The organism is Streptomyces sp. HD (genome assembly GCF_028369295.1).
Classification (GTDB): domain Bacteria; phylum Actinomycetota; class Actinomycetes; order Streptomycetales; family Streptomycetaceae; genus Streptomyces.
Genome location: NZ_JAQMYP010000077.1, coordinates 14,467 through 37,906 on the forward strand (window position 1 = coordinate 14,467; position 23,440 = coordinate 37,906).

General features: G+C 69.5%; 20 protein-coding genes and 1 tRNA gene. 12 read left to right on the plus strand and 9 right to left on the minus strand.

From position 1 onward, the window contains the following. Positions 1-90 precede the first annotated feature (90 nt). From POF73_RS42185 to POF73_RS42205, 5 genes are all read left to right on the plus strand, one after another. Positions 91-933 (plus strand): siderophore-interacting protein, encoded by an 843-nt coding sequence (locus POF73_RS42185; RefSeq protein WP_272124721.1) that lies wholly within the window; start codon positions 91-93, stop codon positions 931-933. A 142-nt stretch (positions 934-1,075) separates the two neighbouring features. Next, positions 1,076-2,518, plus strand: a complete 1,443-nt coding sequence (desA, locus tag POF73_RS42190) for a lysine decarboxylase DesA (protein ID WP_272124722.1) — start codon at positions 1,076-1,078, stop codon at positions 2,516-2,518. Continuing rightward, complete coding sequence (locus tag POF73_RS42195) at positions 2,502-3,794, plus strand: lysine N(6)-hydroxylase/L-ornithine N(5)-oxygenase family protein (RefSeq protein ID WP_272124723.1); 1,293 nt, start codon at positions 2,502-2,504, stop codon at positions 3,792-3,794. Before desA ends, POF73_RS42195 begins: the two co-directional genes overlap by 17 nt. Beyond that, positions 3,791-4,330, plus strand: a complete 540-nt coding sequence (locus POF73_RS42200; protein ID WP_272124724.1) for a GNAT family N-acetyltransferase — start codon at positions 3,791-3,793, stop codon at positions 4,328-4,330. Before POF73_RS42195 ends, POF73_RS42200 begins: the two co-directional genes overlap by 4 nt. After that, positions 4,327-6,105: an IucA/IucC family protein gene (locus POF73_RS42205; RefSeq protein ID WP_272124725.1), complete on the plus strand. Its 1,779-nt coding sequence runs from the start codon at positions 4,327-4,329 to the stop codon at positions 6,103-6,105. The genes POF73_RS42200 and POF73_RS42205 overlap by 4 nt, the downstream gene beginning before the upstream one ends. A gap of 156 nt (positions 6,106-6,261) precedes the next feature. On the opposite strand, the gene POF73_RS42210 is transcribed toward POF73_RS42205, so the two are convergent. Continuing rightward, positions 6,262-7,836 carry a beta-N-acetylhexosaminidase gene (locus POF73_RS42210; protein ID WP_272124726.1) on the minus strand — a complete coding sequence of 525 codons (1,575 nt, stop codon included), beginning with the start codon at positions 7,834-7,836 and terminating at the stop codon, positions 6,262-6,264. Positions 7,837-7,931: 95 nt separating this feature from the next. On the opposite strand from POF73_RS42210, the gene POF73_RS42215 reads away from it, so the two are divergent. Beyond that, positions 7,932-8,828: a DUF4429 domain-containing protein gene (locus POF73_RS42215; protein ID WP_272124727.1), complete on the plus strand. Its 897-nt coding sequence runs from the start codon at positions 7,932-7,934 to the stop codon at positions 8,826-8,828. Positions 8,829-8,841: 13 nt separating this feature from the next. Here the strand turns inward: POF73_RS42215 and POF73_RS42220 are convergent, their stop codons facing one another. After that, on the minus strand, positions 8,842-10,419 hold the full coding sequence (locus POF73_RS42220) for a purple acid phosphatase family protein (protein WP_272124737.1): 1,578 nt from the start codon (positions 10,417-10,419) through the stop codon (positions 8,842-8,844). Positions 10,420-10,584: 165 nt separating this feature from the next. Here POF73_RS42220 and POF73_RS42225 point away from each other — a divergent pair, with 165 nt between their 5' ends. Further along, a complete protein-coding gene (locus POF73_RS42225) occupies positions 10,585-10,842 on the plus strand; it encodes a hypothetical protein (RefSeq protein ID WP_054232868.1) in 258 nt (85 codons plus the stop codon). A gap of 13 nt (positions 10,843-10,855) precedes the next feature. After that, on the plus strand, positions 10,856-12,673 hold the full coding sequence (gene glmS / locus POF73_RS42230; RefSeq protein ID WP_272124728.1) for a glutamine--fructose-6-phosphate transaminase (isomerizing): 1,818 nt from the start codon (positions 10,856-10,858) through the stop codon (positions 12,671-12,673). A gap of 115 nt (positions 12,674-12,788) precedes the next feature. Here the strand turns inward: glmS and POF73_RS42235 are convergent, their stop codons facing one another. The 5 genes from POF73_RS42235 to POF73_RS42255 all read right to left on the minus strand — a co-directional run bounded on the left by POF73_RS42235 (position 12,789) and on the right by POF73_RS42255 (position 16,224). After that, the gene (locus tag POF73_RS42235) at positions 12,789-13,304 is read right to left on the minus strand and encodes a GNAT family N-acetyltransferase (protein ID WP_272124729.1); all 516 of its coding nucleotides are present in this window, start codon (positions 13,302-13,304) and stop codon (positions 12,789-12,791) included. 56 nt (positions 13,305-13,360) lie between these two features. Further along, positions 13,361-13,433: transfer RNA gene (locus tag POF73_RS42240), tRNA-His, on the minus strand. A gap of 117 nt (positions 13,434-13,550) precedes the next feature. After that, positions 13,551-14,153, minus strand: coding sequence for an oligoribonuclease (gene orn, locus POF73_RS42245; protein WP_272124730.1), 603 nt, complete (start codon positions 14,151-14,153; stop codon positions 13,551-13,553). Positions 14,154-14,263: 110 nt separating this feature from the next. Further along, on the minus strand, positions 14,264-15,511 hold the full coding sequence (locus tag POF73_RS42250; protein ID WP_272124731.1) for a helix-turn-helix domain-containing protein: 1,248 nt from the start codon (positions 15,509-15,511) through the stop codon (positions 14,264-14,266). A gap of 377 nt (positions 15,512-15,888) precedes the next feature. Next, positions 15,889-16,224, minus strand: a complete 336-nt coding sequence (locus tag POF73_RS42255; protein ID WP_272124732.1) for a hypothetical protein — start codon at positions 16,222-16,224, stop codon at positions 15,889-15,891. 419 nt (positions 16,225-16,643) lie between these two features. On the opposite strand from POF73_RS42255, the gene POF73_RS42260 reads away from it, so the two are divergent. Further along, a complete protein-coding gene (locus POF73_RS42260) occupies positions 16,644-17,171 on the plus strand; it encodes a universal stress protein (protein WP_093908257.1) in 528 nt (175 codons plus the stop codon). A 150-nt stretch (positions 17,172-17,321) separates the two neighbouring features. Beyond that, complete coding sequence (locus POF73_RS42265; protein WP_272124733.1) at positions 17,322-17,888, plus strand: GPR1/FUN34/YaaH family transporter; 567 nt, start codon at positions 17,322-17,324, stop codon at positions 17,886-17,888. A gap of 186 nt (positions 17,889-18,074) precedes the next feature. Here the strand turns inward: POF73_RS42265 and POF73_RS42270 are convergent, their stop codons facing one another. After that, on the minus strand, positions 18,075-19,109 hold the full coding sequence (locus POF73_RS42270) for a sulfotransferase family protein (protein ID WP_272124734.1): 1,035 nt from the start codon (positions 19,107-19,109) through the stop codon (positions 18,075-18,077). A 169-nt stretch (positions 19,110-19,278) separates the two neighbouring features. Here POF73_RS42270 and POF73_RS42275 point away from each other — a divergent pair, with 169 nt between their 5' ends. Continuing rightward, positions 19,279-20,577 carry an alpha/beta fold hydrolase gene (locus POF73_RS42275; RefSeq protein ID WP_272124739.1) on the plus strand — a complete coding sequence of 433 codons (1,299 nt, stop codon included), beginning with the start codon at positions 19,279-19,281 and terminating at the stop codon, positions 20,575-20,577. Here POF73_RS42275 and POF73_RS42280 read toward each other — a convergent pair. Further along, positions 20,572-21,627: a LacI family DNA-binding transcriptional regulator gene (locus tag POF73_RS42280; protein WP_272124735.1), complete on the minus strand. Its 1,056-nt coding sequence runs from the start codon at positions 21,625-21,627 to the stop codon at positions 20,572-20,574. The two genes, POF73_RS42275 and POF73_RS42280, sit on opposite strands and share 6 nt — an antisense overlap. A gap of 380 nt (positions 21,628-22,007) precedes the next feature. On the opposite strand from POF73_RS42280, the gene POF73_RS42285 reads away from it, so the two are divergent. Further along, a complete protein-coding gene (locus tag POF73_RS42285; RefSeq protein WP_272124736.1) occupies positions 22,008-23,333 on the plus strand; it encodes an ABC transporter substrate-binding protein in 1,326 nt (441 codons plus the stop codon). Positions 23,334-23,440: the final 107 nt, after the last annotated feature.

A 23,440-nucleotide genomic window follows, 5' to 3' on the forward strand; every position in this document is an offset into this window, starting at 1 on the left:
GTGGGGCGGCTGCGGGCCCATTGTGGCTGGTCGCGCAGTTCCCCGCGCCCCCGGGCAGGCGCCCCTGACGTCGATTCGGGAGTTACCCCCATGACCACCGCCGTCGCCGCTCCGTTCCGTTTCTTTTCCCTCCAGGTCGTACGGACGAGGCGGCTCGGGCCGTCCATGGTCCGGGTCACCTTCGGCGGGGAGGATCTGGCCTACTTCTTCTCCGACGGGCACGACCAGTCCCTGTCCCTCTTCCTGCCGCACCCCCACCAGACGGAGCCGCAGGTTCCCTTGGAGCTCGGTGACGGGTGGTGGCAGGGATGGCGTGAACTCCCCGACGACGTACGGGCCGTGATGCGGTCGTACACGCTGCGCGCCCTGCGCCGGGACGCCTACGGGCACACGTCCGAGATCGACATCGACTTCGTCCTGCACGGCATCGAGCCGGGCGCCGCCACCCCGGCCGGCCCGGCCTCCCGCTGGGCCTCCCGGGCCGCCGCCGGGGACCGGGTGCTGCTGCTCGGGCCCGCCATCGCCGACAACCGGGCGATCCGGTTCCGGCCGCCCGAGGGCACCGACCTCGTGGTGATCTGGGGCGACGAGACCGCCATACCCGCCGTCTCCGCCATCCTCGAAACCCTCCCCGCCGGCACCCGTGCCCGGGTGTGGCTGGAGGTGCACGACGCCGGGGACATCCAGGACCTGGTGACGGAGGCCGACGCCGCGATCACCTGGCTGGTGCGGGAGGACGGACTCGACGCCATCCGCGCGGACCAACTCCCGCCCGCCGAGCAGCCGTACGTCTGGATCGCCGGTGAATCCGGCCGGGTGAAGGCGCTGCGCCGGCACTTCGTCGGTGAACGCGGGATCGACCGGCGCAGGGTGACGTTCGTCGGCTACTGGCGCCAGGGGATGACCGAAGAACAGCTGCGCGCCGCCGAGTAATCACTCCCGGAACCGACGTGATCACAGTCACGGTCGAGGCTGCCCTAACGTCCCGTTAGTTAGGTTAGGCTAACCTAAGTTTCACGCGGCCTCTTCATGCCGCCCCGCACTTCACGGCCCGTCCCCACCGGAGGACCTCCCCATGCGCTCGCACCTGCTCAATGACACGACCGCGGAGCAGTACCGCCGCTCCGTGACCGAAGGTATAGAGCGGGTGGCAGCCAAACTCGCCACCACCGACCGTCCGTTCACCGGTGTCACCGTCGACGCCCTCGCCCCGGCCATCGACGCGATCGACCTCGAAAAGCCGCTGCTCGACACCGCCGCGGTCCTCGACGAGCTGGAGGACGTCTACCTCCGGGACGCGATCTACTTCCACCACCCCCGCTATCTCGCCCACCTCAACTGCCCGGTCGTCATCCCGGCCGTGCTGGGCGAGGCGATCCTGTCCGCCGTCAACTCCTCCCTGGACACCTGGGACCAGTCGGCCGGCGGCACGCTGATCGAGCGCAAGCTGATCGACTGGACGACGGCCCGAATAGGGCTCGGCGAGAACGCCGACGGGGTCTTCACCTCGGGCGGCACGCAGTCCAACCTCCAGGCGCTGCTCCTCGCCCGCGAGGAGGCCAAGACCGACAGCCTGGCCAAACTGCGGATCTTCGCCTCCGAGGTCAGCCACTTCAGCGTGAAGAAGTCGGCGAAACTGCTCGGCCTGGGCCAGGACGCGGTCGTGTCCATCCCCGTCGGCCACGACAAGCGGATGCAGACCGTCGCGCTCGCCCATGAGCTGGATCGCTGCAGGAAGGACGGCCTCGTCCCCATGGCGGTCGTCGCCACCGCCGGCACCACCGACTTCGGCTCCATCGACCCGCTGCCCGAGATCGCCGAGCTGTGCGAGCAGTTCGACACCTGGATGCACGTCGACGCCGCGTACGGCTGCGGGCTGCTCGCCTCCGTGAAGTACCGGGGCCGCATCGACGGCATCGAGCGCGCCGACTCGGTCACCGTCGACTACCACAAGTCCTTCTTCCAACCGGTGAGTTCGTCGGCCGTGCTGGTCCGGGACGCCTCGACGCTGCGCCACGCGACCTACCACGCCGAGTACCTCAACCCGAAGCGCATGGTCACCGAGCGCATCCCCAACCAGGTCGACAAGTCCCTGCAGACCACCCGCCGCTTCGACGCCCTCAAGCTGTGGATGACCCTGCGGGTGATGGGCGCCGACGGCATCGGGCAGCTCTTCGACGAGGTCTGCGACCTGGCCGTGGACGGCTGGCGGCTGCTCGCCGCCGACCCCCGCTTCGACGTGGTCGTGGAGCCCACGCTCTCCACCCTCGTCTTCCGCTACATCCCGGCCGCCGTCACCGACCCCGCCGAGATCGACCGCGCCAACCTGTACGCCCGCAAGGCCCTGTTCGCCTCCGGCGACGCGGTCGTCGCGGGCACGAAGGTCCAAGGCCGCCACTACCTGAAGTTCACCCTGCTCAACCCCGAGACGACGGCCGAGGACATCGCCGCCGTCCTCGACCTGATCGCCGGCCACGCCGAGCAGTACCTGGGAGAGTCCCTTGACCGCGCGTCCTGAAAACCCGGCCCCTTTTCCTGCGACTCATGATTTCGTGGGGATCGGGCTCGGCCCGTTCAACCTCGGCCTCGCCTGTCTGACCGAGCCGATCGACGAGCTCGACGGCGTCTTCCTGGAGTCCAAGCCGGACTTCGAGTGGCACGCGGGCATGTTCCTGGACGGCGCCCACCTCCAGACCCCGTTCATGTCGGACCTGGTCACCCTGGCCGACCCGACCTCGCCGTACTCCTTCCTTAACTACCTGAAGGAGAAGGGGCGGCTGTACTCGTTCTACATCCGCGAGAACTTCTACCCGCTGCGCGTCGAGTACGACGACTACTGCCGCTGGGCCGCGAACCAGCTGAGCAGCGTCCGCTTCAACACGACGGTGACGGAGGTGACGTACCAGGACGAGGACGCGGTCTACGTCGTGAGGACCGCCGACGGTGACACCTACCGAGCCCGTCACCTCGTCCTCGGCACGGGCACCCCGCCCCACATACCCGAGGCCTGCCAGGGCCTGGGCGGCGACTTCCTGCACAACTCGCGCTATCTGCAGCACAAGCAGGAACTCCAGAAGAAGGAGTCGATCACCCTGGTCGGCTCCGGGCAGTCCGCGGCCGAGATCTACTACGACCTGCTCAGCGAGATCGACGTCCACGGCTACCGGCTGAACTGGGTCACCCGCTCCCCGCGGTTCTTCCCGCTGGAGTACACCAAGCTCACGCTGGAGATGACCTCGCCGGAGTACGTCGACTACTTCCGCGAGCTCCCGGAGACCACCCGCTACCGGCTCACCGCCGAGCAGAAGGGCCTGTTCAAGGGCATCGACGGCGACCTGATCAACGAGATCTTCGACCTGCTCTACCAGAAGAACCTCGGCGGCCCGGTCCCGACGCGACTGCTCACCAACTCCTCGCTGAACGGCGCGCGGTACGAGAACGGCACGTACACCCTGTCGTTCCGCCAGGAGGAGCAGGGGAAGGACTTCGAGCTCGACTCGCAGGGCCTGGTCCTGGCCACCGGCTACAAGTACGCCGAGCCGGAGTTCCTCAAGCCCGTACGCGACCGCCTGGTCTACGACTCCCACGGCAACTTCGACGTCGCCCGCAACTACGCCGTCGACGTCACCGGCCGCGGAGTGTTCCTCCAGAACGCCGGCGTCCACACGCACAGCATCACCAGCCCGGACCTCGGCATGGGCCCGTACCGGAACGCGTACATCATCCGCGAGCTGCTCGGCACCGAGTACTACCCGGTCGAGAAGACGATCGCGTTCCAGGAGTTCTCCGTATGAGCATCGGCACGTTCACCATCCGCGCGCTCGACCCGCTCAAGGACGCCGAGCTGCTGCACCGCTGGGTCACCGACCCCAAGGCTGCCTTCTGGATGATGCAGGATGCCAGGCTCCAGGATGTCGAGCGCGAGTACATGCGCATCGCGGCCCATGAGCACCACCACGCCTACCTGGGCCTGCACGACGGCGAACCGGCCTTCCTGATGGAGAGCTACGACCCCCGGTACGTGGAGCTGGTCGGCCTGTACGAGCCCGAGCCCGGTGACGTCGGCATGCACTTCCTGGTCGCGCCGACCGACCGGCCCATCCACGGCTTCACCAAGGCGGTCATCACCGCCGTGATGGACGAGCTGTTCGCCGACCCGCGCACCCGCCGGGTCGTGGTGGAGCCCGACGTCGGCAACAAGGCCGTGCACGCGCTGAACGAGGCCGTCGGCTTTGTGCCCGTCCGTGAGATCGACAAGCCGGAAAAGCGCGCGCTGCTCAGCTTCTGCACGCGCGACGACTTCCTGGCCGCCCGAGGAGTTGCCGTATGACCCTGTCCGACGCCGTAGCGCATCTGTCCCCCCACCGCTGGGCGCGGGCCAACCGCCTCCTGATCCGCAAGGCACTCGCCGAGTTCGCGCACGAGCGCCTGATCACACCGGAGCCGGACACCACCGGTGACGGACGGTTCGTCGTGCGCAGCGACGACGGCCTGACCCGGTACACCTTCACGGCCGTGCTACGCGCCCTCGACCACTGGCAGGTCGACGCCGACTCGATCACCCGGCACCGGGACGGCGCCGAACTCCCGCTCGCCGCCCTGGACTTCTTCATCGAGCTCCAGAAGTCCCTCGGCCTGAGCGACGAGGTCCTGCCGGTCTACCTGGAGGAGATCTCCTCCACCCTCTCCGGCACCTGCTACAAGCTCACCAAGCCGCAGGTCCCGGTCGCCGAGCTCGCGCGGTCCGGCTTCCAGGCCATCGAGACCGGCATGACCGAGGGCCACCCCTGCTTCGTCGCCAACAACGGGCGGCTCGGCTTCGGCATCCACGAGTACCTGTCGTACGCCCCCGAGACCGGCAGCCCGGTCCGGCTGGTCTGGCTGGCGGCGCACCGCTCGCGCGCCGCGTTCACGGCGGGTGTCGGCATCGAGTACGAGGCCTTCGTACGCGACGAGCTGGGCGCGGAGACCGTCGAGCGCTTCCACGACGTCCTGCGCGACCAGGACCTCGACCCGTCCGACTACCTGCTCATCCCTGTCCACCCCTGGCAGTGGTGGAACAAGCTCACCATCACCTTCGCCGCCGAGGTCGCCCAGAAGCACCTCGTCTGCCTGGGTGAGGGCGACGACGAGTACCTGGCCCAGCAGTCCATCCGGACCTTCTTCAACCGGTCCAGCCCCGGGAAGCACTACGTGAAGACGGCCCTGTCCGTCCTCAACATGGGCTTCATGCGCGGACTGTCGGCCGCCTACATGGAGGCCACGCCCGCGATCAACGACTGGCTCGCCCAGCTCATCGAGAACGACCCGGTCCTGAAGGCCACCGGCCTGTCGATCATCCGCGAGCGCGCCGCCGTCGGCTACCGGCACCTGGAGTACGAGAAGGCGACCGACCGCTACTCGCCGTACCGCAAGATGCTGGCGGCGCTGTGGCGCGAGAGCCCGGTGTCGTCCCTGCGCGAGGGTGAGTCCCTGGCCACCATGGCCTCCCTCGTCCACGTCGACCACGAGGGCGCCTCCTTCGCGGGCGCGCTGATCGAGCAGTCGGGCCTGGCGGCGACGGAGTGGCTGCGCCGCTATCTGAAGGCCTACTTCACCCCGCTCCTGCACAGCTTCTACGCCTACGACCTGGTGTACATGCCGCACGGCGAGAACGTCATCCTGGTCCTGAAGGACGGCGTCGTGGAGCGCGCGATCTACAAGGACATCGCCGAGGAGATCGCGGTGATGGACGTGGACGCGGTGCTGCCGCCCGCGGTCGAGCGGCTGCGCGTGGACGTCCCGGAGGAGAAGAAGCTCCTGTCCATCTTCACGGACGTCTTCGACTGCTTCTTCCGCTTCCTCGCCGCGAACCTCGCCGCCGAGGGGATCCTGGAGGAGGACGACTTCTGGCGCACGGTCGCCGAGGTCACCCGGGACTACCAGCAGTCGGTGCCCGAACTCGCCGACAAGTTCAAGCAGTACGACATGTTCGCCCCCGAGTTCGCCCTGTCCTGCCTCAACCGCCTCCAGCTCCGCAACAACAAGCAGATGGTGGACCTGGCGGACCCGGCCGGCGCCCTCCAGCTGGTCGGCAACCTGAAGAACCCCATCGCAGGGCTGTAGTCCACGGCCCTACACAGACAGGCGGGCACCCCGGGGTACGGTCCCCCGAGGTGCCCGTCGGCATGAACGCCCCTGCTTTTGTCTTTTCGCTTTCCGCTTTTTGCTTTTAGGGGCGCGGGGAACGGCGCGACCAGCCCCCACCGGCCCGCAGACGAATCACCAAGGAACCTGCGGCGATCGATAGAAGTTGATCTCCAACGCTTCCCACCGCGCAGCCTGCGCAGCAAGCCGAACCTTGTACCTCTCCCAGTCATGAGTGGAGGCCGGCGACCAACCGAGTTCCGCCGCACCGGCCAGCCTCGGGAACGCCATGTACTCAAGGTCGGCCGACTTGCTGAGCGTCTCCGTCCACATCGGCGCCTCGACACCCCGAATCGCCGAAGCCGGCGCCCCGGGAAGGTAGTCGCCGGGATCCCAGTCGTACGACCGCTTCACTTCCACCAGCCCGGCCCAGTCCAGCCCCAACGGCGTATCGGCGGTGTACTTCATGTCCAGATAGATCCGGTCGGCCGGCGACAGAACAATCCCGGTCCCGTTCCGCGCAGCGGCTGCGACCTGCGCCTTCTCCTCCGCACTCGTACTGTCCAGCCCCCAGTACTGCGCAAGCGCACCCTTCGCCGGAGTGGCCCCAGTCAGCTGATGCCAGCCCACCACGGTCTTCCCGTACTTGGCCACGATCGGCTGCACCCGGTCCATGAACTTCACATAGTCCTCGTGACTCGTGGAGTGCGCCTCGTCGCCGCCGATGTGCAGGTACTTGCCCGGCGTGAGCGCGGCCAGCTCGCGGATCACGTCGTCCACGAAGTCGTACGTGATCTCCTTGCCGACACACAGCGAGCTGAAGCCGACGTTGGTGCCGGTGTAGAGCGGGGGTGCCACGCCGTTGCAGTTCAGGTCGGCGTACGAGGCCAGCGCCGCGTTGGTGTGGCCGGGCATGTCGATCTCGGGGACGACCTCCTGGTGGCGGGAGGCGGCGTACCGGACGATCTCCTTGTAGTCGGCCTTGGTGTAGTAGCCGCCGGGGCCGCCGCCGACCTGGGTGGAGCCGCCGTAGGTCGCAAGGCGCGGCCAGGAGTCGATGGCGATGCGCCAGCCCTGGTCGTCGCTGAGGTGCAGATGCAGCTTGTTGATCTTGTACAGGGCGAGCTGGTCGATGTACCGCTTGACCTGGTCGACGCTGAAGAAGTGCCGGGAGACGTCGAGCATCGCGCCGCGCCAGCCGTAGCGCGGGGTGTCCTTGATCGTGCCGCCCGCGACCAGCCAGGGGCCGGGCTGGACGGAGTCCTTCTCGACGGCCGCCGGGAGCAGCTGGCGCAGGGTCTGCACGCCGTGGAAGAGGCCTGCGGGCCCCGCGGCGGTGATGGTGACGCCCTTGCCGCCGCTGTCGAGGCGGTAGCCCTCGGCGCCGAACGAGCCCTGGGCGAGGCGCAGTCGGATGCCTCCGGTGCCTTGGGCGGTGACGGGGAGGGGGTAGCCGGTGGAGGGGCGGAGGATGGCCGCGAGGTAGTCGCCGACGCGGCGGGTCTCGCGGGAGTCGTCGACGCGGATGCGGGTGCCGCCGGTGATCCGGTAGGGGGTGTCGGCCGGGGCGACCGAGGCGGGCGCGGGGATCACCCGGTCGAGCGGGGTGGGCGACGCCGCCTGTGCGGGGGCGGCCCCGGTCAGCGAGGCGCCCGCCGCGACCAGCAGCAGGGAACCGATAAGGCGAAACGTTCTGTGGTGCTGTCTCACAGGGCCGACTCTCACAAGCGTGTCCCTTTCATGAGCCGTTGCACTCAAAGAGGTCTGGACCACCCTCTCGTGAGTCTGGTGGAACAATCCACCCCATGGCGGAAATCATCCAGAAGGACGGCACGTGGGTCTTCAACGGCGACGCACTGCGACTGACCCCCGGACGGGACAAGAACGTCAGTCTTTTCCGCAAGACGCTGGGTGAACTGGTCGTCCCGCTGGGGGCGTTGGCGGGAATCTCCTTCGAGCAGGGCAAGAAGGCCGGACGGCTCAGACTGCGTCTGCGCGACGGCGCCGACCCGCTGCTGCACGCCACCGGCGGGCGTCTCGTCGAGCCCAACGACCCGTACCAGCTGACCGTCGAGTCCGACCGCTACGGCGTCGCCGAGTACTTCGTGGACGAGGTCCGAGGCGCCCTGCTCCTGGACCAGGTGCCCGCCGAACCGGTCGACGCGTATCTGCTGGCGGGGCCCTCCGTGCCCCTGTCGGTCTCCGCCGGGGACGGCACCGCCAGTTTCGACGGTGAGCACATCCGCCTGGAGTGGAACTGGAAGACGGAGGACGCCAAGGCCGCCGCCGGCACCCGCTCCCTCACGCTCACCGACATCGCGGCGGTGGAGTGGCATCCGGCGGCGGGCCTGGAGAACGGCTACCTCCGCTTCAGCGTCAGGAACGCCTCCACGAAGGCTCCGCCCAAGTACGACCCCAACTCCGTGGAACTGTGGGGCTTCAAGAAGGACCCGCTGATGGCCCTGGTCGCCGCGGCAGTCCAGGCCCGCCTCCCGCACCCGGCCGGAGCCGGCGCCGGGGCCGCCCTCACGGACGGACAGGACGCGCGGCCGGAACTGCCCTCCGCCCGGGTCCCGCCCGCCGAGGACGACCACGACGCCCTCCTGCGCCGCCTGCGCGAACTCGGCGAACTCCACCGCACGGGCGTGCTGACGGACGAGGAGTTCACGATGGCCAAGCAGGCGGTTCTCAAGCGGATGTAGGGCTCGTACGCGGCTACTTGGCCCGGCGTGCCACCGTGAAGTGGTCGATCCGGTCACCCGTCTCGGCGATGCCCTGCACCTTCAGGGTGGCGTACCGGCCCTTCGGGGCGGGGTTCACGTCCACCCGCAGGAACGAGTAGTTGAGGTAGCGCACCCGCGACCAGGCGACGGTCTCGTTCTTCTTGCCGTCCTTGAGGTTGACGAAGGAGGCCACGGAGTCGACCTCGTGCTCGTGCCCCTCGTAGGAGTCGGGCGCGGAGAACGCGTACAGACTGCGGCCGGCCGCGCCCGCCGTGACGTAGACGACGCCTTCGGTCTCGGGGTACGCCGTGCCGCCGATCGGCAGCTGCTTGGTGACCTCGTCCCCCTTGATCACGTCCGTGCGCTCGTACTGGTGGTTGTGGCCGTTGATCACGAGGTCCACCTGATACTTCTCGAACAACGGCACCCACTCCTGACGCACACCCCCCTCCGAGGCGTGCGCCGTGGAGGTGCAGTACGCGCAGTGGTGGAAGAACACGATGACGAAGTCGATGTCGTGGGCGGCCCGGAACTTCTTCAGCTGCGCCTCGAACCACTTGGTCTGGGTGCCGCCGGAGATGCCGAGGTTGGCGGGGATCTCGTACGACACGTCGTTCGGGTCGAGCGAGATGACCGCGGTGTTGCCGTAGACGAAGGAGTAGACGCCCGGCAGGTTCTTCTTGTCCGGCCCGTTGTCGGGGAGCGTGAAGCGGGCCTCCTCGCCGCCGTAGCCGTTGGGCGAGTACCAGGCCTCCATGTCGTGGTTGCCGTAACTCACCATCCACGGCACCGACTTGGCGACCGACTCGGTCTGGTACAGGAACTGGTCCCAGGTGCGCGAGTCGAAGCCGGTGTCGGAGGTCTTGCCCTGGCCGGCCGGGTCGCCGTACGCGATGTCGCCGGCGTGCAGATGGAAGACCGGGTTCTGGCCGAGGATCAGGCTGTCGTTGGCCAGCGCGTGGTAGCTGACGCCCTGGTCGCCGAAGGCGGTGAAGGTGAACGGCGCCTTGTGGGCGGGGGCGGTGGTGAAGGTGCCGAGGGTGCCGAGGAGGTGCGGCTCGGCGGGGTCGAAGCCGTCGTGGCCGACGCCGTAGTAATAGGTCCGGCCGGGGCGCAGACGGGCCAGCTGGGCGTGGACGTAGTACTGCGTGTGGTCGGCGCTGGTGCCGACGCCGGCCGGTGTGTAGAGGGAGCGGACCTCGGCCTCGATCTTGCGGGAGAGGTCCCAGGGGTGGGCGCCGATCCGGATGAACGGCTTCTTCACGGCGACCGGGACCTGCCACGAGACGGTCATCTCGGTGCGCGGGTCGTTGCCGTAGGCGAGATGGCGGCCGAACGGGGCGACGAGGGCGCCGTCGACGGTCTCGGTGCGCGGGGCCGTCTGCACCGGTATGGCCTGCGTGGATGCGGCGGCCTGTGCGGTGGCACCCGGTACGAAGGTGCCGCCCGCGACGGCGCCGAGCGTGACGGCGCCGCCTCTGATCATGTTGCGCCGCGAGAACTTGGCGCGCAGGTACTCGTGCTGCTCGGCCATACTCATGCGCTCGGCGAGCTGCTCGGGTACGCCCATACGTGGAATGTCCATGACGTCACAAGGTGCTCGCCACACACATCGGCCCGGGGAACAGCCGACCAACAGACTCCCATGGGCGTCCCATAAGTGTTTCAACAGCAACGTGCCCGAAATCGGGCAGGATTCTTGCGAAGGCGTCGCCCATGCTTCAGGATCTACCGGGTGCACGACGAACTTGTTGATCACCTGACGCGATCCACGCCCCTGAACCGGGGCGAGGCACTGCGGGTGATCCAGGACGTGCTCGCCTACTTCGACGAGACGACCGAGGACTACGTCCGTCGCCGCCACCGCGAACTGCAGGCCCAGGGCCTGGTCAACGCGACGATCTTCGAACGGATCGAGGCGGACCTGAAATACCGAGCGGTGGCACCGCCCGAGCTTACGCTCAGGCAACTGCGCCGCATCGTCTACGGCTGAGGAATACATCTGTATGTGCGGAATTGTCGGATACATCGGGAAGCGTGACGTTGCTCCTCTGCTGCTGGAGGGCCTGCAGCGCCTGGAGTACCGCGGCTACGACTCGGCGGGCATCGTCGTCACCTCCCCGAAGGCGACGGGCCTGAAGATGGTCAAGGCCAAGGGCCGGGTCCGGGACCTGGAGGCCAAGGTCCCGGCGCGCTTCAAGGGCACGACCGGCATCGCCCACACCCGCTGGGCCACCCACGGCGCCCCCTCCGACCTGAACGCCCACCCGCACCTGGACGCCGAGGGCAAGGTCGCCGTCGTCCACAACGGCATCATCGACAACGCCTCCGACCTGCGCCGCAAGCTGGAGGCGGACGGCGTCGAGTTCCTCTCCGAGACCGACACCGAGGTCCTCGTCCACCTCATCGCCCGTTCGCAGGCGGAGAAGCTGGAGGACAAGGTCCGCGAGACGCTGCGCGTCATCGAGGGCACGTACGGCATCGCGGTGATGCACGCCGACTTCAACGACCGCATCGTCGTCGCCCGCAACGGCTCCCCGGTCGTCCTCGGCATCGGCGAGAAGGAGATGTTCGTCGCGTCGGACATCGCCGCGCTGGTCGCCCACACGCGGCAGATAGTGACGTTGGACGACGGCGAGATGGCCACCCTGAAGGCCGACGACTTCCGCACGTACACGACGGAGGGCACCCGTACGACGGCCGAGCCCACCACCGTCGAGTGGGAGGCCGCCTCCTACGACATGGGCGGCCACGACACCTACATGCACAAGGAGATCCACGAGCAGGCCGACGCCGTGGACCGCGTGCTGCGCGGCCGCATCGACGACCGCTTCTCCACCGTGCACCTCGGCGGCCTGAACCTGGACGCCCGTGAGGCCCGCCAGATCCGCCGCGTGAAGATCCTCGGCTGCGGCACCTCGTACCACGCGGGCATGATCGGCGCCCAGATGATCGAGGAGCTGGCCCGCATCCCCGCGGACGCCGAGCCGGCCTCCGAGTTCCGCTACCGCAACGCGGTGGTGGACCCCGACACGCTCTACATCGCCGTCTCCCAGTCCGGCGAGACGTACGACGTGCTGGCGGCCGTCCAGGAGCTGAAGCGCAAGGGCGCGCGGGTCCTGGGCATCGTGAACGTGGTCGGTTCGGCGATCGCCCGCGAGGCGGACGGCGGCATCTACGTGCACGCGGGCCCGGAGGTCTGCGTCGTCTCCACGAAGTGCTTCACGAACACGACGGTCGCCTTCGGCCTGCTCGCGCTCCACCTCGGCCGCACCCGCGACCTCTCGGTCCGCGACGGCAAGCGGATCATCGAGGGCCTGCGCAAGCTGCCCGCCCAGATCACCGAGATCATGGAGCAGGAGGGCGAGATCGAGAAGCTGGCCCAGCAGTTCGCCGAGGCCCGCTCGATGCTCTTCATCGGCCGTGTCCGGGGCTACCCGGTCGCCCGCGAGGCCTCCCTCAAGCTCAAGGAGGTCTCGTACATCCACGCCGAGGCCTACCCCGCCTCCGAGCTCAAGCACGGCCCGCTGGCCCTGATCGAGCCCGCCCTCCCCACGGTGGCGATCGTCCCCGACGACGACCTGCTGGAGAAGAACCGGGCCGCCATGGAGGAGATCAAGGCCCGCAGCGGCAAGATCCTCGCGGTGGCCCACCAGCCCCAGGAGAAGGCCGACCAGACGATCGTGGTCCCGAAGAACGAGGACGAGCTGGACCCGATCCTGATGGGCATCCCGCTGCAACTCCTCGCCTACCACACGGCGTTGGCCCTGGGCCGGGACATCGACAAGCCCAGGAACCTCGCCAAGTCGGTGACGGTCGAGTAATCGCCCCAGGGGCGCGGGGCTGTATCGACATGCGGTTCCGCCGCGTGGGCGCGAGCAACCACAACGCACCCGCGGAGGCCAGGCAACAGGACGGCCCCCCACGTGATGCCATCCATCACGCGGGGGGCCGTTCTGATCGCCGCCACCGCGTCTCCCCGTCCTGCTCCTCCTCGGTCGCGGCCAGCCCGGCCGCCGCGGCGACCGCCGCCGACGCCAGGTGGTCGGGGTGGACATGGGCGACGACCGTACGGACCGACCGCCGCCCGAGCCAGTCCACGAGCCCCCGCGCCGCCTCGGACGCGAACCCGCGCCCCTGCCACGCCGTACCGACCACCCAGGCGATCTCGGCACCGCCGTCCGCGGTGACGGTGGCCTGGACCGTGCCCACGAGACACGACTCGGCGCGCAGCGACAGCACCCAGTTGCACCAGGAGACGCCCGGGTCGGGGGATCCGGCGACGAGACGCTCGTAACGGGCACGCAGGTCGTCGGCGGAGTACGGGGCGCCGCCGATGAAGCGGTGCAGCGCGGGGTCCGACAGGACGACGGCCATCTCCGCGGCGTACTCGACACGCAGAGGGAGAAGATCGAGCCGGTCGGTGGAGACGGGCTCGGCACATATAAGAGGCATACGGAAAATGATTCAGCCGGTGGCTTCGTTTCTGAAGCCACCGGCTGATCATTCAGGGTGAGTGACGGGACTCGAACCCGCGGCATCCTGGACCACAACCAGGTGCTCTACCAGCTGAGCTACACCCACCATGCCCGGTTGTTGACTTCCGTGGAGTCCCCGACCGGCCGAGAAAAAGTGTACAGGGTCCGAAGGGGTGCTCGTGCACGCCTTTTCCGGGGGCCCTCGCGTGACCCCCTCGGGACCCTACTGAGCAGGCAGAACGTGCTTCGCGGCGATCGACTTCGCGGTGTCGGAGTCGGGGCCGGGCTGGGGCACGAAGATGGCTTCGCGGTAGTAGCGGAGTTCGGCGATGGACTCGCGGATGTCGGCGAGCGCGCGGTGGTTGCCGTTCTTCTCCGGGCTGTTGAAGTAGGCCCGCGGGTACCAGCGGCGCGCCAGCTCCTTGATGGAGCTGACATCCACGATCCGGTAGTGGAGGTAGTCCTCCAGGGTCGGCATGTCGCGCAGCAGGAAGCCGCGGTCGGTGCCGACGGAGTTGCCGCACAGCGGGGCCTTGCCGGGTTCCTTCACGTGCTCGCGGACGTAGGCGAGGACCTGTTCCTCGGCGTCCTTGAGGGTCGTGCCGCCGGCGAGTTCGTCCAGCAGCCCGGACGCGGTGTGCATCTGACGCACCACCTCCGGCATCGTCTCCAGCGCCGAGTCCGGCGGGCGGACGACGATGTCCACGCCCTCGCCGAGGACGTTCAGCTCGGAGTCGGTGACGAGGGCGGCAACCTCGATGAGCGCGTCGTCGGACAGCGAGAGGCCGGTCATCTCGCAGTCGATCCACACCATGCGATCGTTCATGCGACCACCCTACGGCCGACGTCCGCCTCTGTGGTGCCCCGCGTCACCGCGGGCCTGGGACCGGAAACGCCGGACGGGCCGAGGAGCCCGTCCGGCGTCGCCGGGTCACGTCACATCCCGCTGCGCTGCCCCGGCAGGCTCGCGCGGCCGGCCGCGTAGGCCTCGCGGCCGTTGTCCGACGGCACCGCCAGGGACGCGGACGTGCCCAGGGCACTCGGCGCCGGGGTGCGGCGGGCCTGGAGCGGCACCGGGCCGCCCTCCGGGTAGGGCGAGGGCGGTGGGCCGGGCGGGGGCGCGGGCGGACCGACCGTGGGGTCGGTGTCCGTCGGCTTCTCGGCCTGTGGGCGCCGCGCCCGGTACGCGGCCCGGTACGCCGCCGGCGACGAACCCAGCTGGCGACGGAAGTGGCCGCGCAGCGCCACCGGCGAGCGGAAGCCGCAGCGGCCCGCGACCTCGTCCACCGAGTAGTCCGACGTCTCCAGCAGACGCTGTGCCTGAAGCACCCGCTGGGTGATCAGCCACTGCAGCGGGGCCGAACCCGTCAGCGAGCGGAAACGACGGTCGAACGTACGGCGCGACATGTACGCGCGTGCCGCGAGCGTCTCGACGTCGAACTGCTCGTGCAGGTGCTCCAGCGCCCAGGCGACGACCTCCGCGAGCGGGTCGGCGCCGATCTCCTCTGGTAAAGATCGATCGAGGTAGCGCTCCTGACCGCCGGACCGGCGCGGCGGGACCACCAGGCGGCGGGCCAGTGCTCCGGCCGCCTCGTTGCCGTGGTCCGTCCGCACGATGTGGAGGCACAGGTCGATGCCGGCCGCTGTGCCCGCCGATGTCAGTACGTCCCCGTCGTCCACGAAGAGCTCTCGTGGATCCACGTGCACCGACGGATAGCGCTTGGCCAGCGTCGGTGCGTACATCCAGTGCGTCGTCGCGGGGCGGCCGTCCAACAGGCCCGCGGCGGCCAGCACGAAGGCGCCGGTGCACAGCCCGACTATGCGGGCACCTTCCTCATGCGCCCGGCGCAGTGCGTCGAGCGCGTCCTCCGGCGGCGGCGAGGTGATCGAGCGCCAGGCCGGCACGACGACCGTGCCCGCCCGCGAGATCGCCTCCAGGCCATGTGGTGCGGAGAGTTCCAGGCCCCCTGTGGTCCGCAGTGGGCCGTCCTCGCCTCCGCACACCAGCAAGCGGTAGCGCGGTACGCCGGCGTCCTGGCGGTCGATCCCGAACACCGACAACGGTATGGAACTCTCGAAGATGGGGCCGCCGCTGAACAGCAGCACCGCAACGATCTCCTTGCGGCGTCGCCCGGACAGCTTCCGGACCGCCCCTTCCGGCGCGGCAGTGGAGTCGTGGCTCATACTGCTAAGCCCCCCTCAGTGGTCGCGGCTCCTCGGTTGTGTCGCTCCTGCACGTTTCCCCTCGGTCCTGCACGAGTCCCCCGCCGTAGACAGTCAAGATCGAACTTACTGTGTCGCGTCGTACCGGAGTGGCCGGTTCGGCACTCGGCACATTGTCGACTTGGCAACTTGGCGTGAAGCATTCGATCACGAAGCGTTGCACTCGCGGGGCGTGCAGGGAAGTGCGCCTTGTCGCAGTGGCCAATCCACGTAGGGTGCGCAGGGCCCCTGAGGCCCTTTCCGTGCAGGTGGAACGGGGGTTGGGGGGTGTTCTGGGCAGGGGATGCATGCACGCCAGAAGTTGGCTGAAAAGCAACGTTCCCGTGCGCGGAAACCGGTCAGCCGACCGGTGTATTTCCCCCACTGTGACGTCCGCCTCTATGGGCCCCGGTTCCGGTCCGGTGATGACGCCCTCGACGGGACGGCGTCGGACCGTTGCGCACTTCGTCCTTCATCCGGGCCGCCTCGTCCCGCAGCCGCGCCGCGCCGCGTTCCGATTCGCGCAGCAGCAGACGGCAGACCCCGGTCACGGCCGCGAGGCCGAGGGCCGTACCGGTGGCGCCGGCCAGGGAAGTGCCGTACCAGAGCAGGACGACGGGGACCAGGACGCAGCTGAAGGCCGCCCACCGGACCACGGTGGTGCTGTCCGAGTAGGTGGTGCGGGGTCCGGTCATGGGTGCGTACTCCCTGGGCTCCCTGGGCGGTGGATCACGGTGATCAACGCCTGTTCGAGCGGTCGGTCACTGGTGCGGGGCCGTCCCGGTGGTGCCGGCGTCGCGGGTGCGGGAACGGACACGGGCGAGGGCACGGCGGCGGGTGCGGGCACGGGTGCGGCCGTGGGCCGAGTGAACCCCGTGCAAACCGCCTGTACACCGCAGCAACCATTGCGTTACGGGCGTCCCCTCGTGCATGCTCCCTGGAACCCGCACCGACCGTGAGCGGAGATCTGGGCTAAGGAGGCGTGCCGCCGTACCCTTGGGGTATGGGGTTGGGAAGACCATTCCCGGACACAGCTCCGCCGCACACTGCTGGATCTGTCAGCGAGTTCCGCTCGCGGGCCCACCCATAAAAGGATCAATACGCCGAGACAGCCATGGCCGGTCACGAATTCTTCGAACCAGCGGACCGCAAGCGGCCCGTCGCCGACCCCACGGCGGCCGAGCCCCTGGCGGCGGAAGAGCCACGCCACTCCTGCGACCCCGCCTTCAAGCACGGCGTCGTAGTCGGCTTCGACGGCTCCACATCCAGTGAGCGCGCCCTCGCGTACTCCATCGGCATGGCCCATCGCTCCGGGTCGGGCCTGATCATCGTCCACGTCGCCAACCGGCTGCCCACCACGGTGTGGGCCGGCTGCGAGCCACCGGTCTTCGTCGACGTGCCGGACCACCGCACCGAGGTGCTCGGCCTCGAACTGGCCTGCGCGGACTACCTCGCCGAGGTGCCCTGGATCCTGGTCGAGCGCGGCGGGGACATCTGCCACGAACTCGAAGAGGTCGGGCGGGAGTACGAGGCGGACGCGATCGTCGTCGGTTCCACGCACGGCATCGTCGGACGGATCTTCGGCTCCGTCGCGGGGCGGCTCGCCAAGCGGGCCAAGCGTCCCGTCGTTGTCATTCCGTAACTCGTCGTCGTCCCTGGTGAGATGAGCCGTTTCGGACGTCGCCCGCCTTCCTGCGTTGGGTGAATTTACTGGCGCGTAGAGGTGTTTGTGCCTTTGTGAAGGGCATATATCGCTCACCGCACAACTGCACATGCAAGAAGGGAGCCCGCCGTGGACAACGACGTCTCTGCGGGAAGCGGAATCACCACCGTGGTCGGTCGACTCGCCCTTGGTATCACCCTGTTGGCCTTCGGGCTGGGGTACACCGATGTGATCGACGGTGTGTCAGCTGCTGACGCCGTATCAATCGCCCAGTACGTGGGCGGCATAGCCCTCTTCGTCGCCGGCCTGATGGCCCTGCGCGACCGTGACTCCGTGAACGGGACCGCGTTCGTGGCGCTCGGCGCCCTCTGGTTCACCTGGGCCGTCTCGGCGGACGCGGCGGTCTCCGACAACGCGGCGGGGCTCTTCCTGCTGCTGTTCGCCCTCGTGGCGCTCTCCCTCACCCTCGCCGGTGGCGACCAGCTCGGTCAGGGTGCGTACGGGCTGTTCTTCGTCGCCCTGTTGCTCATGGCGATCGCCGCCTTCGGCGACAGCGACGGGCTCACCAAGGTGGGCGGCTGGTTCGCGGTCGCGGCCGGGGCGGTGGCCTGGTACGCGGCGACCGCGGCGCTGGCCCACTGGCCGACCGCGCTTCCGCGACGCGCTGCGGGCCGGGGCGTGACGGCCACCGGTTAGCCGCGCAGGCCGGGGGGTTGGGCGGCTCCCCGGCGATCCGAACGGACCCCCCGTGATTGGTGGCATCACGTGGGGGTCCGTCCCTCTTTTGCGCCTAAACCGGCGCCGCTCTCGCGGACGTGGTTGCTCGCCGCGGGGGTTCCTCAATTGTCGCTTCGGCGGTCGGGGGGAATTCCTACTCGGCCGTCACCGGAGCGGTCGCCCCTCCAAGGCTCGGGTCCCTGGGGTGCAGCTCTCCGTCAGTTCGGCGAGTTGGGCAGGGCGCAGGCTCCGGGCCGACCCTCGGCGGCTGTGGTCGAGCAGGGCGGAGCCGGTGTTCAGCCACTGCTGTTCGGGGGCCACTCCGATGAACTCGGCCAGACGGGTGAGTTCTTCGGCCGGTTTGTCGAGGAGGTCCTCGTAGGCGAGGGTGGTGCGTCGGCCGGCGGGGAGGGCGGCCAGGAACTCCGTGCCGTCGGTGACGAGTTCGGACCACAGGGCGCCGAACCTCCGCAGGGAGAGGTCCCGGTCGCGTACGAGGGCGGGCTCGAAGCGGTCGTCGAGCAGCGGCGCCAGGTCGGCGGGCAGGGAGCGGACGTGCTCGGGGGTCAGGTCGGCGAAGCTGTCGATGCCGGCGTGTTCCTTGATCTCGCGCAGCAGGGTGATCGTGCGGTAGCCGGGGTGGCGGCTCATGGACAGGGCGCAGTCCGGCCCGTCCCTGTACAGGTGCACGAACCTCGCCTCCGGGAACGCCTCCCGCAGCCCGGGTGCCCAGCCGGTCGAGTAACCGGAGCGCTCCACGACCGCGCTCCGCCCGAACCGCCCGCGGAGCAGGTCGAACAGGGCCCGGTGGTGCTCGGCGGCGGTGCGCTCGGGCCATCCGGGCACGGCCGCGGTGAGTTCGTCGAGGAGGCCGTCCGGGTCGTCGGTGAGGTGGGGCAGCACCATCAGGGAGAGCGCGGGGATTCCGGTGGTCTCCGCCGAGTATCTGCCGGGGCGACGTGTGTAGAGGAACTCGGGGAGTGGCAGCCCGCTGCGGATCATCCGCTCGAAGTGCGGGGCGGGGCGGAAGAGCGTCTGCCAGAACTCCGCACCGCTCACCTTCCCTTCGGGGAAGGCGGCGTCGCCCACGGAGGCCATGTACTCGTTGAGACTCAGTACCTCCGGGTGGGCGTTGAGGATGCGTGACAGCGCGGTCGAGCCGCTGCGTCCCGTACCGATGACGAAGGTCAAGGAACGCATGACACCCTCCGTGTGCTGCCGTCCGATGCGCTGCGATACGCGTGCGATACGCGTGCGGTCTAACTCTGCCCGGTTCGAAAGCCCGTGTACCCGCCCGTCCCTAGTACCCGCCCGTCCCGAGAGACCGGCACGGCATGATCGAGACCGGCCGACCCTCCGGAGGTACTGCGTGGCATGGACCCAGCGCATGGTCGTGCGGGACGGCGTCCGGCTCGCCTGCCGGGACTGGGGCGAGTCGGGGCGGCCCGTCGTGCTGCTGCACGGCCTGGCGGGGCACGCCGGTGAGTGGGACGAACTGGCACGGCGGCTGAGCCCGCGGTACCGGGTCGTGGCGGTCGACCAGCGCGGGCACGGCGCCGCCGAGCGCCACCCGGAGGACGTCTCGCGCGCGGCCCACGTCGCCGACGTCATCGCCGTCATGGACCAACTGGCCCTACGGCGACCCGTCCTCGTCGGCCAGTCGCTGGGCGGCCACACCGCCATGCTCACCGCCGCCGCGCACCCCGGCCTGGTCGGCGCGCTCGTGCTGACTGGGGGCCCAGTGCCGTGGGGCGAGGCACTGCGGGCCCGGGCACTGCGGCGCCGGGTGCCGCCGGGCCAGGCACTGCGGGGCCGGGTGCCCGCCCGGGTCACTACCCCGGCGCCGCCTCTCGCCACGCACCCGCGAACTCTCGTACGCTCCCGAACCGTTCGCCGGGATCGGCCCGCGTCGCCCGCTCCACCACCGCCAGTTGCGCCGCCGTCCCCCGCCAGGCCCGCTCCTCGTCCCCGGCGTCCAGGAGGAGGCGGACGGCGCGGCCGAGGGCGTGCACGGTGGTGCGGATGTCGATCACCGCGCCGCGGCGGAACTCCTCCGGGGCCATGTAGCGGCGCGAGCCGGGGAGCCGCTCGGCCGCCAGCACGAACGGGCCGGGGCGGTACTCGTCCAGGTCGATCAGGTGGAGTACGCCGCCCTCGAAGTCGTACAGGAACGAGCCGTCGTACAGGTCGACCGCCACCAGCCCCGCGGCCTCCACCGTCAGGTGCGCGTCCAGGAGGCGGTCCAGGGCGTTCAGGATCCGGTCGGCCGGCAGTGCGCGGAAGCGGAGCAGAGGGCTGTCGGGGTGGGTGCGGCCGACGTGGCCGCGGAGGGTGGGGTGGTAGAGGACCTCGCCCGCGCGCCAGGGCATCACCACCGCCGTGCCGTCGTCGCCGTCCCGGCCCCGCACCGCGAACCGGTGCAGTTGCGGGACGATCGCCGGGTGGCGTACCGCCCGGTGGAACGCCCAGGCCCGGTCCAGGGAGCGTTCGGCGGCGTCCGTCGTCGCCTCCTTCACGAACCACCGTTCGCCGTCGGGAAGTCGGACGCCGTACGACACACAGCCCGAGTCCTGGTCGCGGAAGGCGCGGAACACCTCGCCGACGGAACGCAGGCAGGGCTCGACCTCCTCGGTCTCGGCGAGGTCGAGCAGGGGGTGGCCGGTCATGACGAGGTTCGGGGCACCAGTTCCGTCGCCAGCACCACCTGGGACCGCTCCAGCCCCCGTGACACCGCCGGCCGGCGGTCCGCGATCTCGGAGAGGAGGAGGTCCAGCATGCGGCGGCCCATGTCCTCGATGGGCTGGCGGACACTGGTGAGGGGCGGTTCCATGTGGCGGGCGATGGCCGAGTCGTCGTAGCCGACGAGGGACACGTCCTCGGGGATACGGCGGCCGACCTCGCGCAACACCTGACGGGCGCCCGCCGCCGTCACGTCCGACCCCGCGAACACCGCGTCCAGGTCGGGGCAGCGCGCCAGCAGGGCCCGCATCGCCCGGGCGCCGCCCTCCTCCGTGAAGTCGCCCGGCTCGATGAGCCGTTCGTCCGGCTCGTGCCCGGCGTCGCGCAGGGCGTCGCGGTAGCCGTCGACGCGGCGCTGGGCACCGTAGACGTCGAGCCGGCCGGTGATGTGGGCGATGCGGGTACGGCCGCGGGACAGCAGGTGCTCCACCGCCGAGCGGCCGCCGCCGTAGTTGTCGGAGTCCACCGAGGTCAGGGTCTCCGCGGCCGATCTCGGGCCGCTGATCACCGCCGGGATCTCCAGCTGGGACAGCAGGTCCGGCAGCGGGTCGTCCGCGTGGACGGAGACCAGGAGCACACCGTCGACGCGGTGGGCCGCGAGGTACTGGGCCAGCCGGCGGCGTTCCCGGTCACTGCCCGCGAAGATCAGCAGCAGCTGCATCTCGGTGTCGGCGAGACCGGCGCCCACGCCCTTGAGCATGTCGGAGAAGTACGGCTCCGCGAAGAACCGCGTCTCCGGCTCGGGCACGACCAGCGCGATCGCGTCCGTGCGGTTGGCCGCCAGGGCCCGGGCGGCCGTGTTGGGGACGTAGCCGAGCTCCGCCACCGCCGCCTCCACCGCCGCGCGGGTGGCGTCACTGACCCGGGGCGAACCGTTGATCACCCGGGAGACGGTGCCGCGGCCGACGCCCGCGCGGGCCGCCACCTCTTCGAGGGTGGGCCGGCCGCCGCTGCGGCCTCGCGCTCCGTGGCTTGCCATTGGGCCCCGCCTTCCGCCGTTGTCTTCACGCTGGCCTGGAATTTAACAGTCCCGCCAGGCATGGTGACCGCCCCCGGGGGCCGCCGCCCCAGACCCCGCTTCGGCCGGAAACGGCCTCCCCCTCCAACGCCGGACGAGCTGAAGTGGGTCCAGTTAACGGCCCGATAACTGAACGCAGAACTCCGCGTCGGCTCCCTTGACACCCCCGCTTCGACCGACGACCCTTCAACACATCACTTGTGGGAGCGCTCCCACAGTACCTGACACATACACATCCCGCACGTTCCCCGCCCGAGCCGCAGCGATGCAAGATGACGTTTCAACGGGCCCAACAATGCCGTTGGCCGGGGGGTCGGCACGTCAGGCAACAGGAGGACGCAATGCGCACGAGTACCCGCGGGTCCCGCAGGCTGACGACCCTCGCGGTCGTCGCCGCGCTCACGACAGGGCTGCTCGCCGGCTGCGCCGAGGACTCGGACGACGGCTCCACGGGCGAGGGCGGTGGCAACGGCGGCGGTGGCAAGACCACCCTCACCGTGGGCACCTTCGGCACCTTCGGCTACAAGCAGGCCGGCCTCTACGACGAGTACATGAAGGCACACCCGGACATCACCATCAAGGAGAACGTCACCACCCGTACCGACGTCTACTGGCCCAAGGTCCTCACCCGACTGCAGGCCGGGTCCGGTGCCGACGACATTCAGGCCATCGAGATCATGAACGTCACGGAGGCCGTGGAGACGCAGGCCGACAAGTTCGTCGACCTCGGCAAGGAGGTCGACAAGTCGCAGTGGCTGGACTGGAAGAACGCCCAGGCCACCACCAAGGACGGCAAGCTGATCGGCCTCGGCACCGATGTCGGCCCGATGGCGATCTGCTACCGCAAGGACCTGTTCGAGAAGGCCGGCCTGGAGACCGACCGCACCAAGCTCGCCGCGCAGTGGAAGGGCGACTGGGGCAAGTACGTCGACCTGGGCAAGGAGTACATGAAGAAGGCGCCGAACGGCACCAAGTTCGTGGACTCGGCCTCCTCGGTCTACAACGCGGCCCTCGGCGGCGCGGACGAGCGCTACTACAAGGACGACGGCACCGTCGACTGGGACAAGTCGCAGGGCGTCAAGAACGCCTGGGACGTCGCCATGGACGTGGCGACCAGCAACATGTCGGCGAAGCTGAAGCAGTTCGACAAGCCGTGGGACCAGGGCTACGCCAACGGCACCTTCGCCACGGTGGCCTGCCCGGCCTGGATGATCGGCTACATCCTGGAGAAGTCCGGTGAGTCCGGCAAGGGCAAGTGGGACGTGGCGGCGGCGCCGACCGCGGCCAACTGGGGCGGTTCGTTCCTCGGCGTGCCGACCTCGGGCAAGCACCAGAAGGAGGCCGTCGCGCTGGCGAAGTGGCTGACCGCGCCCGAGCAGCAGGCGAAGGTGTTCGCCAAGCAGGCCAGCTTCCCGTCGACCCCGTCGGCGTACGCGGGTCTGAAGCCGGCGGCCGCCACCACCGCGTACTTCTCTGACGCGCCGATCACCCAGATCTTCTCCGACTCGGCGAAGACCATCCCGAGCCAGTACTTCGGCATCAAGGACCAGGCGATCAACACGGCGATGACCGACATCGGCATCCTCCAGGTCGAGCAGAAGGGCAAGTCGGCCGACGAGGGCTGGGAGGCGGCTTCCAAGGAGATCAAGGACGTGCTCGGCCAGTGAGCAACTCCAAGCAGGCTCTCGCGCATCACGCGTCGAGCGCCGACGCCGCGCCCGGTGACCAGCCGGGGGGGGGGGGGGGGGGGGGGGGGGGGGGGGGCGGGGGGGGG